Consider the following 16,236-nt stretch of genomic DNA (forward strand, 5'->3'; position numbering starts at 1 on the left):
TCAAAGTTTTTCCCGCGGCACAGTTTTGTTGCATAATCGCCACAATGCGTTGCATAGATGCAACGGAATCAGTGGCTGTTAGAAGCACCAATGACGACTGACATCCAGGCAGCGGCAAGGCCGCTGTTTCCAAAATCGAGTTCCGAGACGCGCCGTCTCCTGGCCTTGCCCGGAGTGATCGCCGTCATCGGCGCCATGCTGACGGCGGCGCTTTCATTCGTCGTCCTGCTTGGCGGCGCCGAGCCCTATATCGCGCCCGATGAGCGGACGACGCTCGCGGTCATCGCCATCAACGCGGTGTTCGTGCTGTTGCTGATCGCGCTGATCGGCCGCGAGGCACACCGCATCCTGATGGCGCGGCGGCGCGGCAAGGCGGCCTCCCGCCTGCATGTGCGCATCGTCGCCATGTTCTCCCTGGTGGCGGCGATCCCGGCCATCCTGGTCGCAGTCGTCGCCTCGATCACGCTCGATATCGGCCTCGACCGCTGGTTCGAGATACGCACCAAGACCATCATCAGCCAGTCGCTGTCGATCGCCGACGCCTATGTGCAGGAGAACGGCCGCACCTTGCAGAACACGACGCTGTCCATGGCATTCACGCTGGACGAGGCGCGCTCCCTTTACAATCTCGACCGCACCGGCTTTCGCGAACTGATCACGCGGCAGGCGATCGGCCGCGGTCTGGCGCACGCCGCGCTGGTGCGCAATGACGGTTCGGTGGTGGCAGCGGCGCAGACCAACGCCGACTTCGAGATGCCGGAGATACCCGACGAATGGATCCAGTCGGCGACCGAAGAACAACCGGTGCTGATCGAGCCGCGCAGCCGCAACATCGTCGGTGCGATCGTCAAGCTGCGCCAGATTCCGGATGCCTATCTCTATACGATCCGCCTGGTCGACCCGGAGGTGATAAAGGCGCGCCAGATCGTGCGCTCAAATGCCGATGAATACCGCGGCCTGGAGGCGTCGCGGCCGACGACGCAGATCGCCTTCGCGCTGCTTTATCTCGGACTGACGCTGATCGTCGTTCTCGCCGCGATCTGGACGGGCATCGCGGTGGCCGACCGGCTGGTACGGCCGATCCGCCAGTTGATCGGCGCGGCCGACGAGGTTTCCACCGGCAACCTCGACGTCTCGGTGCCGGTCAGGATTTCCGACGGCGATGTCGGCTCGCTCGCCGACACGTTCAACAAGATGATCCTGCAGCTCAAATCGCAGCGAAACGAGTTGCTGCATGCAAAGGACGTCATCGACGACCGCCGGCGGTTTTCCGAAGCGGTGCTGGCGGGCGTCACCGCCGGCGTCATCGGCGTCGATTCAAACGGCGTTGTCACCATCGTCAACCGCTCCGCGGAAACGATGCTGGCGATTTCGGAGAAAGTCGCCGTCGGCCAGAATCTGTCCGCCATTCTCCCGCATGTCGGCCGGGTGCTTGAAATCGGCCGCAAGTCGGGCCGGCCCGTCTATCGCGAGCAGGTGACGTTCTACCGGACGGGCGCCGAACGCACCTTCAACGTGCTGGTGACGGTGGAGGAGGAGACTGAGACCGAGGACAAATCCTATGTCGTCACCATCGATGACATCACCGATCTGGTCCAGGCGCAGCGCACCTCGGCCTGGGCCGACGTGGCGCGCCGCATCGCCCATGAAATCAAGAACCCGCTGACCCCGATCCAGCTTTCGGCCGAGCGCATCCGCCGCCGCTACGGCAAGGTCATTACCGAGGACCGCGAGGTGTTCGACCAGTGCACCGACACCATCATCCGGCAGGTCGAGGACATCGGCCGCATGGTCGACGAGTTCTCGGCGTTCGCGCGCATGCCGAAACCGGACATGCAGACGCTCGACCTGCGCGAACCCCTGCGCGAGGCGTCGTTCCTGGTCGAGGTCAGCCGTTCCGACATCAGCTTCGAACGGGCATTCGGCAGCGAAGCCCTGATGGGCACGTTCGACAGCCGGCTGATGGCCCAGGCCTTCGGCAACATCATCAAGAACGCGGCGGAGGCGATCGAGGGGTCCGGGCGCGAAGCCGGCAGGGCCGGCGCCATCCGCATCCGCGCCAGCCGCGAAGGCAACATGATCCGCGTCGATGTCATCGACAACGGCAAGGGCTTGCCGCGCGAGAACCGCCAGCGGCTGCTCGAGCCCTATATGACGACGCGCGAAAAAGGCACCGGCCTTGGCCTCGCTATCGTCAAGAAGATCGTCGAGGACCACGGCGGCAGGCTGGAACTGCACGATGCGCCGGCGGATTTCCATGACGGGCAGGGGGCGATGGTCTCGATCGTCCTTCCGGCCGCGGCCGCGCAGGCACGGGCCGAAACGCGGCCCACAAGCGAAAGAGCAACTGAAAAGGTCGGTAATGGCTTCTGACATTCTCATCGTCGACGACGAAGAAGACATCCGCGAACTGGTCGCCGGAATTTTGAGCGACGAGGGTCACGAGACACGCACCGCGCACGACAGCGACAGCGCCCTGGCGGCGATCGCGGATCGGGTGCCGCGGCTGGTCTTCCTCGACATCTGGCTGCAGGGCTCGCGCCTCGACGGCCTGGCGCTGCTCGATCAGATCAAGATCATGCATCCGGGGCTGCCGGTGGTGATGATTTCCGGCCACGGCACCATCGAAACCGCGGTTTCGGCGATTCGCCGCGGCGCCTATGATTTCATCGAAAAGCCGTTCAAGGCCGATCGCCTCATCCTGATCGCCGAGCGGGCGCTGGAAACCTCGAAGCTGAAGCGCGAGGTCTCCGACCTCAAGCTGCGCAGTGGAGACAGTTTCGATCTCATCGGCATGTCGGGTGCGATGAACCAGCTGCGCCAGACCATCGAGCGCGTCGCGCCGACCAACAGCCGCGTCATGATCATCGGGCCTTCTGGTTCGGGCAAGGAACTCGCGGCGCGCGCCATCCATGCGTTGTCGGCGCGCAAGACAGGACCGTTTGTTTCCCTGAACTCCGCCACGATCACGCCCGAACGCATGGAGATCGAATTGTTCGGTACCGAATCCAACGGTGGCGAACGCAAGGTCGGTGCGCTCGAGGAGGCACACCGGGGCATCCTCTATCTCGACGAAGTGGCCGACATGCCGCGCGAGACGCAATCGAAGATCCTGCGCGTGCTGGTCGACCAGCAGTTCGAGCGGGTAGGGGGCACCAAGCGGGTGAAGGTCGACGTCCGCATCATCTCGTCGACGGCGCAGAACCTCGAAGGCATGATCGCCGAAGGCCGCTTCCGCGAAGATCTCTATCACCGCCTCGCCGTGGTGCCGGTGATGGTGCCGGGGCTGGCCGAGCGACGCGAGGACATTCCCTTCCTGGTCGACCATTTCATGCGCCAGGTCGGACGCCAGGCCGGCATCAAGCCACGCCGCATCGGCGACGACGCGCTGGCGGTGCTGCAGGCGCACAACTGGCCGGGCAATGTGCGCCAGCTGCGCAACAACATCGAACGGCTGATGATCCTGGTGCGCGGCGACGATGTCGAAGCCCCGATAAGCGCCGACTTGTTGCCGTCGGAGATCGGCGATGTCATGCCGCGCGCGCCCAACCAGTCGGACCAGCACATCATGGCGCTGCCGTTGCGCGAGGCGCGCGAGATGTTCGAAAAGGAATATCTGTTGGCCCAGATCAACCGTTTCGGCGGCAACATCTCGCGCACGGCGGAATTCATTGGTATGGAACGTTCCGCCCTGCACAGGAAACTCAAATCGCTGGGCGTGTAGGGGCTTTTTCGGACAGTGCCGCCGGGAGGCCGGGCGGCTCCTCCAGACGCAAGTTATTGCGCTAACCTATTGCAAACAGAGAAAAAATGCGCGTTCAACTCATTCGCAATGCCACCTTGAAGATGAACTATGGCGGCGCGACGATCCTCGTCGATCCCTATTTCGCGGCGCGCCACAGCCTGCCTTCCTTCACCGGCCGCTCGCCCAATCCGATGACCGAATTGCCGGTTTCGACGGCCGAGATCCTGGACGGCGTCGAACTGGTGATCGTTTCCCACCTGCACACCGACCATTTCGATACGATCGCCAAGCAGGAGGTTCCGAAAGACCTGCCGCTGATCTGCCAGCCAGGCGACGAGGACAATATCCGCGAGGCGGGGTTCCGGGACGTGACGCCGCTAACCGACACGCTGTCGTGGCGCGGCATCGAAATAACGCGCAGGCTGGGCGAACACGGCAGCGGCGCGGTGCTCGACAAAATGGGGCCGGTCATGGGTTTCAGCCTGACGGCCGAAGGGGAGCCTTCCGTTTACTGGACCGGCGATACGATTTTCTATCCACCGGTCGAAGAGACCATTCGCACGAGCCAGCCCGAGATCATCTTCACGCATTCCTGCGGCGCGCGCTGGGACGGCACGCTGATCGTCATGGACGACGCGCAGACGGTCGCGACCGTCTGCGCTGCGGAGCAGGCGATCGTCGTGGCGACGCATATGGAAGCGCTCGACCACGCCACGGTCGATCGCGCGACACTGCGCGCTTTCGCCGACGGGCAGGGTATCGCCCGGGACCGGCTGCGCATCCCGGCCGACGGCGAGACGATGGAATTTGCCGCATCGCGCAAGTGACGACGCGTTTGTAATCGCCTGCCGAAGCCCGAAAGTCGGCATATTGAAGACCAGAAGAATCTCCGGGGAAAGAAATGCCGCGCATCGCTTACGTCAATGGCCGCTATGTCGCTCACGCCGATGCGGCGGTCCATATCGAGGATCGCGGCTACCAGTTCGCCGACGGCGTCTATGAGGTCTGCGAGGTGGCGCGTGGCTACATCGTTGACATGAAGCGCCATCTCGACCGGCTGAACCGGTCGCTGAACGAACTCGGCATCGCCTGGCCGATGGCCAGAAAAGCACTGGAAATCGTGCTGCGCGAAGTGGTTGCCCGCAATCGTGTCGTCAACGGCCTCGTCTATTTCCAGGTAACCCGGGGCGTTGCCGGGCGCGATTTTGCTTTCCCGGCCGACACGCCGCCTTCGCTGGTGGTGACCGCCAAGAAGGTCGATCCGGCAGGCCCGGCAAAGCGCGCCGAAACCGGCATCAACGTCATCACCGTGCCGGAGAACCGCTGGGACCGGGTCGATATCAAGTCGGTCGGCCTGTTGCCCAATGTGCTCGCAAAGCAGAAGGCCAAGGAGGCCGGTGCCCAGGAGGCCTGGTTCGTCGATGCCGACGGCAACGTCAAGGAAGGCGGGTCGTCGAACGCCTGGATCGTCACCAAGGACGGCTCTTTGGTCACCCGGCCTGCCGAGCACGGCATCCTGCGCGGCATCACCCGGACGACCCTGTTCGATGTGGCCGCCAAGCTGGGGCTGAAGATCGAGGAGCGCTTCTTTTCCGTCGCCGAGGCCAAGGCGGCACGCGAAGCCTTCATCAGTTCTGCGACCACAATCGCCATGCCGGTGGTCGCGATCGACGGTGAGCCGGTCGCCAACGGCCACCCCGGATCGGTTGTGCTTACGCTACGGCAGGCATTTTTTGACGTTGCGGAAAAAAGCCAAGCCTGATAACCGCTTCGCCAGAACAGACATTGGTTAATTCTCTTGTTTGCCTGTCGTGTCACCGCGATAGGATATGTCTTTGCGTGCTTGACAGCGGCGTATTATTTTGGCGCACTGGCTGCATTGCCCAGGGGATCGGCGAAAGAAAAGAAAAATGGCGGAACGATCGCAAAATCTTCAGGACCTGTTCCTGAATTCAGTTCGCAAGAGCAAGAACCCACTCACCATCTTTCTCATCAACGGCGTGAAACTCACCGGGGTGGTGACGTCATTCGACAATTTCTGCGTGCTGTTGCGTCGCGACGGCCATTCGCAGCTTGTCTACAAGCATGCCATTTCCACCATCATGCCGAGCCAGCCGGTTCAGATGTTTGATGGCGAGGAAGCTGCCCGGGAAGCCTGATTTTTGGTTAAAGCAGTGCGCGCGGCGGATAGACCGCGCAAGACGGACAACGGCGATTCCGGCCATGCCACGGGCGGATCGACCGGCCGCGCCGTCATCATCGTTCCGATCCTGACGCGCGAACGTCCCGAGGAGAATTCTTCGGGTCGACCGCGCCTGTCGCGCTCGCCCGAGGCGCGCCACGAGGAGGCGGTCGGCCTGGCGCGCGCCATCGACCTCGATCCCGTGCACACCGCGATCGTCAATATCGCCGACCCGAAGCCGGCGACGCTGCTCGGCTCCGGCAAGGTCGAGGAATTCGCCGAAATCGTGAAAGAAGAGGAGGCGGAACTGGTCGTCGTCGACCATCCGCTGACACCGGTGCAGCAGCGCAATCTTGAAAAGGCGCTGAATGCCAAGGTGCTCGACCGCACGGGGCTGATCCTCGAGATTTTCGGCGAGCGGGCGCGCACCAAGGAAGGCACGCTGCAGGTCGATCTCGCGCACCTGAATTATCAGAAGGGCCGCCTGGTGCGCAGCTGGACCCACCTGGAGCGGCAGCGCGGCGGCGCCGGTTTCCTCGGCGGCCCCGGCGAAACGCAGATCGAGGCCGATCGGCGCGCGTTGCAGGAAAAGATCATCAAGCTGAAACGCGAACTGGAGACGGTGCGGCGCACGCGCGACCTGCACCGCGCCAAGCGCAAGAAGGTGCCGTTTCCAGTGGTCGCCATCGTCGGCTACACCAACGCCGGCAAATCGACGCTGTTCAACCGGCTGACGGGGGCAGGGGTGCTGGCGGAGGACATGCTGTTCGCCACCCTCGACCCGACGCTGCGGCGCGTGCGCCTGCCGCATGGCACGCCGGTCATCCTCTCCGACACCGTCGGCTTCATTTCCGACCTGCCGACGCATCTGGTCGCGGCATTCCGGGCGACGCTGGAAGAAGTGGTCGAGGCCGACCTGATCATCCACCTGCGCGACATTTCCGACCCCGACACCGCCGCGCAGGCCGAGGACGTGGAGCAGATCCTTGCCGACCTCGGCGTCGATGCCTCGAATGCCGACCGGGTGATCGAAGTCTGGAACAAGATCGATCGGCTCGACGACAGCAACCGCGAACGGCTGCTCGACGAAGCGGCCGGCGGGCAGAAGGGGCCGCCTATCGCCATTTCCGCGATTACAGGCGAAGGCATCGGGGCGCTTGCGGCGATCATCGAGAATCGCGTTTCCGGCGATCTCGAAACCGTCGAGGTGACGCTGGCACCGAGTCAGCTCGGCCAGATCGATTGGGTTTACCGCAACGGCGACGTGGTCAAACGCATCGACAATGAGGACGGCAGTGTTTCGATCTCACTGAAGGCGACGGCCGCGGCGCGCTCCGAAATCGAAAGCCGCTTGCGCGTGAAGGGATAAGGCCTGGTCGCAGGATTTGTTGTCTTCTCGACACCGATACGATCGTGCGAGCTTTCAAGGATTGGCGCTGCAGCGGCCAGTTGTCAGATTATTCGTTCCGACAATAACGGCGGCCCAGCGGAAGTTTGCACGCTAATGAGACGCCGGTATCTGGCCTAGAATGCGCGGTAAAAGCTCTTCCAAAGGATCGCGAAGCGGACGCAGGTTAGCAACTGTGTCCCATCGGTAGAATTGGATGGTCCTGTCGGGCAAAGTGAGGAAGAGCACACCCTTCTCCAGACTCCGCAACAGGACACCGTCTTGCGGAGACGATGCTGCTTCGCCGCTGAAAGCCAAACGATAATTCGCTGAACCCATCATTTGTATCACTGCCGAGAATGCACCGACGACAAAAACCGCGCCAAACACCAAGGTGCCGAGAACTGTAACAACGCCGACGCCGGTGATTGGCAGCTTGTCCGGCTTGGACAATAAAAAACTAAGAATGGCAGCCAGAAAAATGATGGTTAGGAAAAGCACGACCGCCGAAACGGCTCCCCAGCCAAACAAATCAACGGTCAAGTAGGCAACGCTGAGCGATGAAATCGCGATGAAAAGTGCGAGCGGGATGAAAACCCAAGGCAAGATATTGATGATGCGAGTTTCGCGAAACCGTTGGAGATTCTGAGCGCGTTTCGGAACAAACATCCGGTTGAGAGAACTCTCGAAAGGCAACACCAACAGCCGTATGGCAATGATGTAGAGAGCACCGAAGGCGAGAGGCGCGGGAAGCCACAGAATCGCATTACGAAGGTAATCCAGAGGACCCATCAGTGTGAGGAGCTCAAACCCCACGATGGTGAAGTATCCGAGTTCATAGAGGATGGAGAGAAAGAGCGCGGTCGTTCCTATCGCTGTAGTGAAACCCGGCAAGTCGTCGATAACCCGTTTCCAGAACGGACTCTCCTTCGATTGATCGCTTGTTTGAGACATGAAACGAAAGTCCTCAAAGACGAAACAATGGACGAATAGCATAAGCATAACGCCGCTTATGACTTAGAGCTATGTGGCCACCGTGATCGCGATCACCTTTCGCCAATTGGACGAAGTGCGTCGCCCGGGCGATGCCGAGCCTCGAAGGACGCACGATAGCCTATCGCTTGCCCTTGGCCTGCTGCCAGAGGTCTTCCATCTCATCGAGTGTCGCCTTCTCCAGGCTGCTTCCGGACGCGTCGAGCGCCCGCTCGACATGGTGCAGACGCGAACGGAATTTCTCGTTGGTGCCGCGCAGCGCCGTCTCGGCGTCGATCTTCAGATGGCGGCCGAAATTGACCAGGGCGAATAGAACATCGCCGAATTCGTCCTCGATCGCCGGACGATCCTGCTTTTCCATCGCCTCGCGCAGCTCGCCGATCTCCTCCTCGATCTTGTCGAGGATCGGCTTGGCATCCTTCCAGTCGAAACCCACCTGCGCGGCTTTTTCCTGCAGCTTCAGCGCACGGGTCAGCGCGGGCAGGGCGACGGGCACACTGTCCAGATAGCCCGAGCCATGGTCTTCCGGATCGAGGCCGCGGGCGAGGCGGGATGCACGTTTCTCGGCCTTCTCCTCCGCCTTGATCCGATTCCACATGCCCTTGGCCATGCCGGCATTGCGTGCGGCATCGTCGCCGAACACATGCGGATGACGGCGGATCATCTTGGTGGTGATCGCCTCGACCACATCGCCGAAACCGAATTCGCCCTGTTCCTCGGCCATGCGGGCATGAAACACCACCTGCAGCAGGAGATCGCCGAGCTCGTCGCGCAGATCGTCAAGATCGCCGCGAGCAATCGCGTCGGCGACTTCATAGGCCTCTTCGAGGGTGTAGGGCGCGATGGTCTCGAAGGTCTGCTCGACATCCCAGGGGCAGCCTGTGACGGGCGTCCTGAGTGCCGCCATGATCTCAAGCAGGCGGGAAATGTCCTTGGAAGGCTTCATTGGCGGATGCTAGCGCGGCGGCAGGCGAACGGGTACCGGCCGGGCGAGGCAGAGCCGGCTTGTCCACAGCAAGCAAGTCCTCCGGTTTGGCCGGGCGGACAGGTTTCGCATGTTGACATAAAGATGTCCTTATGTGATTGCATTGTGGTAATGTCGCTGTAAGGAAAAACCATGTCGCAAACGAATTCGGCCATTGATGAGTTGTTCGGCGCGGTCACGGCGAAACGCGACGGTTCCGAAGTGCTGGCGGCGTTGACCGCTGCGGCGCGCGAACGCATCCTCATCCTCGACGGCGCCATGGGCACGCAGATCCAGGGGCTCGGTTTCGGCGAGGATCATTTCCGCGGCGACAAGTTTGTCGGCTGCGACTGCCACCAGCAGGGCAACAACGATTTGCTGATCCTCTCGCAGCCGGCGGCGATCGAGGAAATCCACTACAAATACGCCATCGCCGGCGCCGACATCATCGAAACCAACACGTTTTCGTCCACCAGCATCGCCCAGGCCGACTACGGCATGGAGGACATGGTCTACGAGTTGAACCGTGACGGAGCGCGTCTGGTGCGGCGTGCGGCGATCCGGGCCGAACAGGAAGACGGCAAGCGCCGTTTCGTCGCTGGCGCGCTCGGGCCGACGAACCGCACCGCCTCGATCTCACCGGATGTCAACAACCCCGGCTATCGCGCTGTTTCCTTTGATGATTTGCGAATCGCCTATGGCGAACAGCTGCGCGGCCTGATCGATGGCGGCGCCGACCTGATCCTGATTGAGACGATCTTCGACACGCTAAACGCCAAGGCCGCGATCTTTGCCTGCAACGAGATTTTTGCCGAGAAGGGCATTTTCCTGCCGGTGATGATCTCCGGCACCATTACCGATCTTTCCGGCCGCACGCTCTCGGGGCAGACGCCGACGGCGTTCTGGAACTCGGTTCGCCACGCCAGCCCGTTCACCATCGGCCTGAACTGCGCGCTCGGCGCCAATGCCATGCGAGCCCATTTGGATGAGATTTCCAGCGTCGCCGACACGTTCGTCTGCGCCTATCCGAATGCGGGCCTGCCCAACGAATTCGGCCAGTACGACGAAAGCCCGGAATTCATGGCCGCGCAGATCGAGGAATTCGCGCGGGAAGGGCTGGTCAACATCGTCGGCGGCTGTTGCGGCTCGACGCCGGAGCATATCCGCGCCATTGCCGAGGCGGTGAAAAAGTATCCGCCGCGCGCGGTGCCCGAAATCGCGCCGCTGATGCGGCTTTCCGGGCTGGAGCCGTTCGCGCTGGCGGACGAGATCCCGTTCGTCAATGTCGGCGAGCGCACCAATGTCACCGGCTCCGCGAAGTTCCGCAAGCTCGTCACCGCCGGCGATTATGCGGCAGCGCTCGACGTGGCGCGCGACCAGGTGGCGAACGGCGCCCAGATCATCGACATCAACATGGACGAGGGCCTGATCGATTCGCAGAAGGCGATGGTCGAATACCTGAACCTTATCGCGGCCGAACCGGACATCGCCAAAGTGCCGGTGATGATCGACAGCTCCAAGTGGGAGGTGATCGAGGCCGGGCTGAAATGCGTGCAGGGCAAGCCTCTGGTGAATTCGATCTCGATGAAGGAAGGCGAGGCGGCTTTCCTGCACCACGCCAGGCTATGCCGGGCCTATGGCGCGGCCGTCGTGGTCATGGCCTTCGACGAGCAGGGGCAGGCGGACACGCAGGCCCGCAAGGTCGAAATCTGCACACGCGCCTACAAATTGCTGACCGAGCAGGCCGGGTTCCCGCCGGAAGACATCGTCTTCGACCCGAACATCTTCGCGATCGCCACCGGCATCGACGAGCACAACAATTACGGCGTCGACTTCATCGAGGCGACGCGGGAAATCATCCAGACGCTGCCGCATGTTCACATCTCGGGCGGCGTCTCCAATCTTTCCTTCTCGTTCCGTGGCAACGAGCCGGTGCGCGAAGCCATGCATGCGGTGTTCCTGTATCACGCCATCCAGGCGGGCATGGACATGGGCATCGTCAATGCCGGCCAGCTTGCGGTCTATGAATCCATCGATCCGGAGCTGCGCGAGGCTTGCGAGGATGTCGTCAACAACCGCACGCCCAAGGGCGGTGGCACGGCAACCGAGCGCATGCTGGAGCTTGCCGAACGCTTCAAGGGAACGGCCGGCAAGGAGGCCAAGGAGCGCGACCTGAAGTGGCGCGAATGGCCAGTCGAGCAGCGCATCAGCCACGCGCTGGTGAACGGCATCACCGAATTCATCGATGCCGACACGGAGGAGGCACGGCTGGCGGCCGAGCGGCCGCTGCATGTCATCGAAGGACCGCTGATGGCCGGCATGAACGTCGTCGGCGACCTGTTCGGCGCGGGAAAAATGTTCCTGCCGCAGGTGGTGAAGTCGGCGCGCGTGATGAAGCAGGCGGTGGCCGGGCTGCTGCCGCACATGGAAGCCGAGAAGCTTGCCAATGGCGGCTCTGGCGAACGCGAAAGCGCCGGCAAGATTTTGATGGCGACGGTGAAGGGCGACGTTCACGACATCGGCAAGAACATCGTCGGCGTCGTGCTGGCTTGCAACAATTACGAGATCATCGATCTGGGCGTCATGGTGCCGGCGACCAAGATCCTGCAGACCGCCAGAGAACAGAAGGTCGACATCATCGGCCTTTCCGGGCTGATCACGCCGTCACTCGACGAGATGGTGCACGTCGCATCGGAAATGGAGCGCGAGGGTTTCGACATTCCGCTGTTGATCGGCGGCGCCACGACCAGCCGCGTGCACACGGCGGTGAAAATCCATCCGCGCTACAGCCAAGGCCAGACGGTCTATGTCACCGACGCCAGCCGCGCCGTCGGCGTGGTTTCCAGCCTGCTGTCGCAAGACGCCAAGGGCGGCTATGTCGAGACCGTGCGCGGCGAATACAAGAAGGTCGCCGACGCGCATGCCCGCTCGGAAGCCGACAAGCAGCGCCTGCCGCTGGCCAAGGCGCGCGCCAACGCGCACAGGATCGACTGGGCAGCCTACCAGCCGCCGAAGCCGACGTTCCTCGGCACGAAAGTGTTCGAAACCTGGGATCTGGCCGAACTTGCCCGCTACATCGACTGGACGCCTTTCTTCCAGACCTGGGAGTTGAAGGGACGCTATCCGAAAATCCTCGAGGACGAGGCGCAAGGGCCGGCGGCGCGCGCGCTGTTCGAGGACGCGCAAGCGATGCTGAAACAGGTCATCGCCGAGAAATGGTTCGCGCCGAAGGCGGTGATCGGTTTCTGGCCGGCCAATGCGGTGGGCGACGACATCAAGCTCTACACGGACGAGACAAGGGGCAGGGAGCTTGCCACCTTCTTCACACTGCGCCAGCAACTGACGAAGCGTGACGGCAAGGCAAACGTCGCGCTGTCCGACTTCGTGGCCCCGGAAGACAGCGGCAGGCCGGACTATCTCGGCGCGTTCGTCGTCACGGCGGGCATCGAGGAAGTGGCGATCGCCGAGCGCTTCGAGCGAGCCAACGACGACTACTCGTCGATCATGGTCAAGGCGCTGGCCGACCGGTTTGCGGAAGCCTTCGCCGAGCGCATGCACGAGAAGGTGCGCAAGGAGTTCTGGGGTTATGCGCCGGATGAGAATTTCGCGCCGGACGCTCTGATCGGCGAACCGTATGGCGGCATCCGCCCGGCACCGGGTTATCCGGCGCAGCCGGACCACACGGAAAAGGTGACGCTGTTCAAGCTGCTGGAGGCGGAAAAGAACGCCGGCGTCAGCCTGACCGAAAGTTACGCCATGTGGCCCGGCTCATCGGTTTCCGGTCTCTACCTGGCGCATCCGGAAAGCTATTATTTCGGCGTCGCCAAGGTCGAGCGCGATCAGGTCGAGGATTATGCCAGGCGCAAGGGCATGCCGGTCAACGAGGTCGAACGCTGGCTTGGTCCGATCCTGAACTATGTCTCGACGGGGATTGTCGATGAAGCTGCATGACGGCGTCGGCACGTGATGTTTGCTTCTCCCAGGCCGGATAACTAGTCTGCGGGGATGATGACGAGGGCTTTTGCGAAATGATCACCGGACCGATGTGCAAGGCGGCGCGCGCCCTGGTGGAAATCACGCGATCCAAACTCGCAACGGCCGCAAGCGTTGACGAAGCAGTGATCGAAGCTTTCGAGCGCCGGATCAATGTTCCCGACGCCGCAACCGTTGAAGCGCTGCAGTCGGCTCTGGAGACGCTGGGAGCAAGCTTCATTCCCGAACGAGGCGCGGACGGCGCCGGCGTGCGGCTGAAATTCAGCCAGTCGGTGACGCGCAGGCTGGCAACCCTGGAAAATGAAGGCGGCCCGACCGCTACTGACGAAGTGCCGTAGAGCTATCCCTTTGATGGAGCATTGCGACACGCTCCGAAACCATTTCGCCGATTTCGTTCCAAACGGCTTCCAGAGAATTCGCGGTTTCCCGGACCTCGGAGCCGACTTTTGCCCTTCGCAGCCGGCTTCTCAGGCGCTTCATATCCTGCGAGCATTTTCCGAGGACCTGGGAAAGATGCTCCACATCCTCAACGCCGTGGCGCGGGTCCGCCAAGAAATCCGGAATTGCCTGGGCGGTTCGCGCAGCAAGTTCACTGCGCTCTTTCAGAATACTCGTCCAATCGGTCGCCATGTCAGCCTACCAATACTGCCACGCGCCCTCCGCAATTGGATGAAACCAGCGAAATGGATCAATTGCAAGCAACCCGACCGTCGTCTTTATACTTGCGGTTAACCGTTTGGTTGGAGCGGCGCGCGGCGCATTCGCAGGCCGCAACGCGGTTGATGTCAACGCTCACGATCCGCCGACAAGCCACCTGGGGTCGAACCAGCGGTCCGCGGGACCGTCATAGGGGAGGCGAGTCACATCCCAGTGGCTCACCAAATGTGCGTAGGCGTTCCAGACCGGCGGGCCTCCTCCAATAAACACGATGCGACCGGCAAAACGTCCCAGAGTCTCCTGCGGATCCATGCTGGAGCGCACCGTGAAAAGTTCACGGTCGACGCGCGCGAACTTCGGGACGCTCGCGATCGTCTTGGGACCAGCGAGCAGGACATGGCCTCTCGTGAGGTCGAAGAAACGCGCAACATCGGCCACATAGGGCGGCGATCGGTTGCCCTCCCAGGGCAATTTGCCTTCGAGGCCAAGCTGGCCGGACTGGCCGATGGCACAGACTACGCGGACGATGGCCTGCTGCATTTCAAATCCCTTGATTGCATGCCCGCAGCTGTCTGCGCAGTCGCAGAAACTCTGCCTCCCGACGAAATGGCGCACCATCAAGGGAGGGCAAGGGGACCGGAGCGACAGCCTGGGACAGATAGGCGGTGGAGGACAATTGGAAGCCGGGGCTTCTGCGGATACAATGCAATCCCGAGCTTTTAAATAGATTGCTACTTGGGACTAAGAGGAGGGCCAGATGAGCGAAGACAGGGAAGAGCGGGTTCGGCAGCGTGCCCACGAGATCTGGGAGCGCGATGGCAGGCCTCACGGACACGACAAGAAGCACTGGGAGCAGGCTTCCAACGAGATTGATGCGGAGGAGGGCGCGAAGCCCGCTGACGCTGCTGCAGCGACCGGCACAAGTCCACCTTTGGAGAAATTGGCTGGCAAACGCCGTGCCGCAGCAAAGCCGAAGCAGGCAACGGAGAGCAAACCTGACGGACAGAAGAAATCGGCTGCAAAGCGGACATCTTCACGATCGAAATCGTGAATCGAGCCCAAAGCGGTCTGCAGGTTCTGCAAGGTGTATCGGGTCCGAAATGGCGGACACGCCATGCCATCGACGCAGCATGTGGCAAGAACCTCGATCAGGTCCGCCGTCTCTGCGCCATCAGAAGCACCGCCAGCAGACAGCACAGCAGCCCAAGGGACCAAGGCAGCCCCTGATGTCCGATCAGTTGCATCGTGAGGCCTGTCGCGGGCGAGCCGACAATGCCGCCGATGCCCCAGACGAACGCGAAGGCCGCGTTACCGGCGATCAAGGCTTGACCGGTGAAACGCTTGCCGAGCTGGATCAGCGTCATCGTGTAGATCCCGAACGAAACCCCGCCCCAGACGAAAACAAGCGGCCAGACGAGCCACGTACCGAAGCTCGGCGACAGAACCAGGCAGCCGGCCAGCGAGGCCAGGGCACAGAACAGCATGATGCGCGTCGAGCCGAACCGGTCTGCCGCACGTCCGAGCAAAATCTGAAGCGCGGCATCGCCGGCGATGAAGCAGGCGATCAGCGAAGCGACGCGGCTTTCGGAACTGCCGAGCGCGGCGCCATAGACAGGGAATAGCGAAATCAGGGTCTGCTCGAAGGCGGCCGCGGCAAAAACCGCGAACAACAGCAGCGGCGCCAGCGTAAAGAAGCCGCCGACCGACGTTGCCTCGCCTTCATGCGGTATCCTTGGCAGGCGCGGAACGACCGCAAGCATGATCAGGCCGCAAAGAAGCAGAGCCGTGACGGCGACGATGAAGGGCGGCCAACCCTGCGTGCCGACCAGGCCGAGCGACAGCGGGCCGATGGCGAAGCCGCCCGAAACGATCGCTGAATAGAGGCCCATGATGCGGCCCCGGCGCGACGCGGGAGTGATCGAGATCAGCCAGGTTTCACTGATCACGTAACCCGGCTTGGTGAAGAAGCCGAGCAGGAAACGCAGCGGCATCCAGGCCCAGACGTCCTGCGTCAAGGCAATCGCGATCAGCGTGGCTGCCGCCAGAGTGGAACACAGGATCGCCAGCCGTGCCTCGCCGACGCGCCGCGCCAGCGCCGGCGTGAGGTAGGCGGATACGATGAAGCCCAGCGGCATCATCGCCGCCGACAGGCCAATCAGGCCAGGCGCCGTGCCCTGGCGCTCGAGGATGAAAGAGAGCAGCGGATAGGTCACCCCCGCAGCCACGGCGCCCAACGCGACGGTCGCGATGAGGCCCGCCATCGCGGCCCATGGGACCAGATCTTCTCGCGGCAATGTCGTGCTTTCGGCAATCAT

14 protein-coding genes are annotated in these 16,236 nt (G+C 62.3%); 9 read left to right on the top strand and 5 right to left on the bottom strand.

What is annotated here, in order from left to right; genetic code table 11:
* Positions 1 to 90: 90 nt before the first annotated feature.
* From OHD58_RS16600 to hflX, 6 genes are all read left to right on the top strand, one after another.
* Positions 91 to 2,373 carry a sensor histidine kinase NtrY-like gene (locus OHD58_RS16600; protein ID WP_263804528.1) on the top strand — a complete coding sequence of 761 codons (2,283 nt, stop codon included), beginning with the start codon at positions 91 to 93 and terminating at the stop codon, positions 2,371 to 2,373.
* Positions 2,363 to 3,724, top strand: coding sequence for a sigma-54-dependent transcriptional regulator (locus OHD58_RS16605; protein WP_263804529.1), 1,362 nt, complete (start codon positions 2,363 to 2,365; stop codon positions 3,722 to 3,724). The genes OHD58_RS16600 and OHD58_RS16605 overlap by 11 nt, the downstream gene beginning before the upstream one ends.
* Positions 3,725 to 3,810: 86 nt before the next feature.
* Positions 3,811 to 4,572, top strand: coding sequence for an MBL fold metallo-hydrolase (locus tag OHD58_RS16610; RefSeq protein ID WP_263804530.1), 762 nt, complete (start codon positions 3,811 to 3,813; stop codon positions 4,570 to 4,572).
* 74 nt (positions 4,573 to 4,646) lie between these two features.
* A complete protein-coding gene (locus tag OHD58_RS16615) occupies positions 4,647 to 5,507 on the top strand; it encodes a D-amino-acid transaminase (RefSeq protein ID WP_263804531.1) in 861 nt (286 codons plus the stop codon).
* A 148-nt stretch (positions 5,508 to 5,655) separates the two neighbouring features.
* On the top strand, positions 5,656 to 5,904 hold the full coding sequence (gene hfq, locus OHD58_RS16620; RefSeq protein WP_263804532.1) for an RNA chaperone Hfq: 249 nt from the start codon (positions 5,656 to 5,658) through the stop codon (positions 5,902 to 5,904).
* A 3-nt stretch (positions 5,905 to 5,907) separates the two neighbouring features.
* Positions 5,908 to 7,296, top strand: coding sequence for a GTPase HflX (hflX, locus tag OHD58_RS16625; RefSeq protein ID WP_412177226.1), 1,389 nt, complete (start codon positions 5,908 to 5,910; stop codon positions 7,294 to 7,296).
* Between the two features lie 132 nt (positions 7,297 to 7,428).
* Here the strand turns inward: hflX and OHD58_RS16630 are convergent, their stop codons facing one another.
* Entirely contained in the window at positions 7,429 to 8,268 is an 840-nt protein-coding gene (locus OHD58_RS16630) for a hypothetical protein (RefSeq protein WP_263804533.1), read from the bottom strand.
* 160 nt (positions 8,269 to 8,428) lie between these two features.
* Positions 8,429 to 9,253, bottom strand: a complete 825-nt coding sequence (gene mazG / locus OHD58_RS16635) for a nucleoside triphosphate pyrophosphohydrolase (RefSeq protein WP_263804534.1) — start codon at positions 9,251 to 9,253, stop codon at positions 8,429 to 8,431.
* 171 nt (positions 9,254 to 9,424) lie between these two features.
* On the opposite strand from mazG, the gene metH reads away from it, so the two are divergent.
* Together metH and OHD58_RS16645 are read left to right on the top strand one after the other, a co-directional pair.
* On the top strand, positions 9,425 to 13,222 hold the full coding sequence (gene metH, locus OHD58_RS16640) for a methionine synthase (RefSeq protein ID WP_263804535.1): 3,798 nt from the start codon (positions 9,425 to 9,427) through the stop codon (positions 13,220 to 13,222).
* A gap of 77 nt (positions 13,223 to 13,299) precedes the next feature.
* Positions 13,300 to 13,602, top strand: coding sequence for an XRE family transcriptional regulator (locus OHD58_RS16645; RefSeq protein ID WP_263804536.1), 303 nt, complete (start codon positions 13,300 to 13,302; stop codon positions 13,600 to 13,602).
* Here OHD58_RS16645 and OHD58_RS16650 read toward each other — a convergent pair.
* Positions 13,583 to 13,894 carry a hypothetical protein gene (locus tag OHD58_RS16650; protein WP_263804537.1) on the bottom strand — a complete coding sequence of 104 codons (312 nt, stop codon included), beginning with the start codon at positions 13,892 to 13,894 and terminating at the stop codon, positions 13,583 to 13,585. The two genes, OHD58_RS16645 and OHD58_RS16650, sit on opposite strands and share 20 nt — an antisense overlap.
* Before the next feature lie 162 nt (positions 13,895 to 14,056).
* Positions 14,057 to 14,461 carry a diacylglycerol kinase gene (locus tag OHD58_RS16655; RefSeq protein WP_263804538.1) on the bottom strand — a complete coding sequence of 135 codons (405 nt, stop codon included), beginning with the start codon at positions 14,459 to 14,461 and terminating at the stop codon, positions 14,057 to 14,059.
* Positions 14,462 to 14,678: 217 nt separating this feature from the next.
* On the opposite strand from OHD58_RS16655, the gene OHD58_RS16660 reads away from it, so the two are divergent.
* Positions 14,679 to 14,972, top strand: coding sequence for a DUF2934 domain-containing protein (locus tag OHD58_RS16660; RefSeq protein WP_263804539.1), 294 nt, complete (start codon positions 14,679 to 14,681; stop codon positions 14,970 to 14,972).
* Positions 14,973 to 15,069: 97 nt separating this feature from the next.
* Here OHD58_RS16660 and OHD58_RS16665 read toward each other — a convergent pair whose 3' ends face one another.
* On the bottom strand, positions 15,070 to 16,236 hold the full coding sequence (locus tag OHD58_RS16665) for an MFS transporter (RefSeq protein ID WP_263804540.1): 1,167 nt from the start codon (positions 16,234 to 16,236) through the stop codon (positions 15,070 to 15,072).

It is taken from the genome of Mesorhizobium sp. ZC-5 (assembly GCF_025753855.1).
In the GTDB taxonomy this organism is placed as follows: Bacteria; Pseudomonadota; Alphaproteobacteria; order Rhizobiales; family Rhizobiaceae; genus Neomesorhizobium.

Coding starts and splice junctions, on each gene's coding strand:
- metH (WP_263804535.1), top strand. CDS start 9,425: ATGTCGCAAACGAATTCGGCCATTGATGAGTTGTTCGGCGCGGTCACG.
- OHD58_RS16650 (WP_263804537.1), bottom strand. CDS start 13,894: ATGGCGACCGATTGGACGAGTATTCTGAAAGAGCGCAGTGAACTTGCT.
- OHD58_RS16610 (WP_263804530.1), top strand. CDS start 3,811: ATGCGCGTTCAACTCATTCGCAATGCCACCTTGAAGATGAACTATGGC.
- OHD58_RS16645 (WP_263804536.1), top strand. CDS start 13,300: ATGATCACCGGACCGATGTGCAAGGCGGCGCGCGCCCTGGTGGAAATC.
- OHD58_RS16615 (WP_263804531.1), top strand. CDS start 4,647: ATGCCGCGCATCGCTTACGTCAATGGCCGCTATGTCGCTCACGCCGAT.
- OHD58_RS16600 (WP_263804528.1), top strand. CDS start 91: ATGACGACTGACATCCAGGCAGCGGCAAGGCCGCTGTTTCCAAAATCG.
- OHD58_RS16605 (WP_263804529.1), top strand. CDS start 2,363: ATGGCTTCTGACATTCTCATCGTCGACGACGAAGAAGACATCCGCGAA.
- hfq (WP_263804532.1), top strand. CDS start 5,656: ATGGCGGAACGATCGCAAAATCTTCAGGACCTGTTCCTGAATTCAGTT.
- OHD58_RS16665 (WP_263804540.1), bottom strand. CDS start 16,236: ATGATTGCCGAAAGCACGACATTGCCGCGAGAAGATCTGGTCCCATGG.
- OHD58_RS16655 (WP_263804538.1), bottom strand. CDS start 14,461: ATGCAGCAGGCCATCGTCCGCGTAGTCTGTGCCATCGGCCAGTCCGGC.
- OHD58_RS16660 (WP_263804539.1), top strand. CDS start 14,679: ATGAGCGAAGACAGGGAAGAGCGGGTTCGGCAGCGTGCCCACGAGATC.
- mazG (WP_263804534.1), bottom strand. CDS start 9,253: ATGAAGCCTTCCAAGGACATTTCCCGCCTGCTTGAGATCATGGCGGCA.
- OHD58_RS16630 (WP_263804533.1), bottom strand. CDS start 8,268: ATGTCTCAAACAAGCGATCAATCGAAGGAGAGTCCGTTCTGGAAACGG.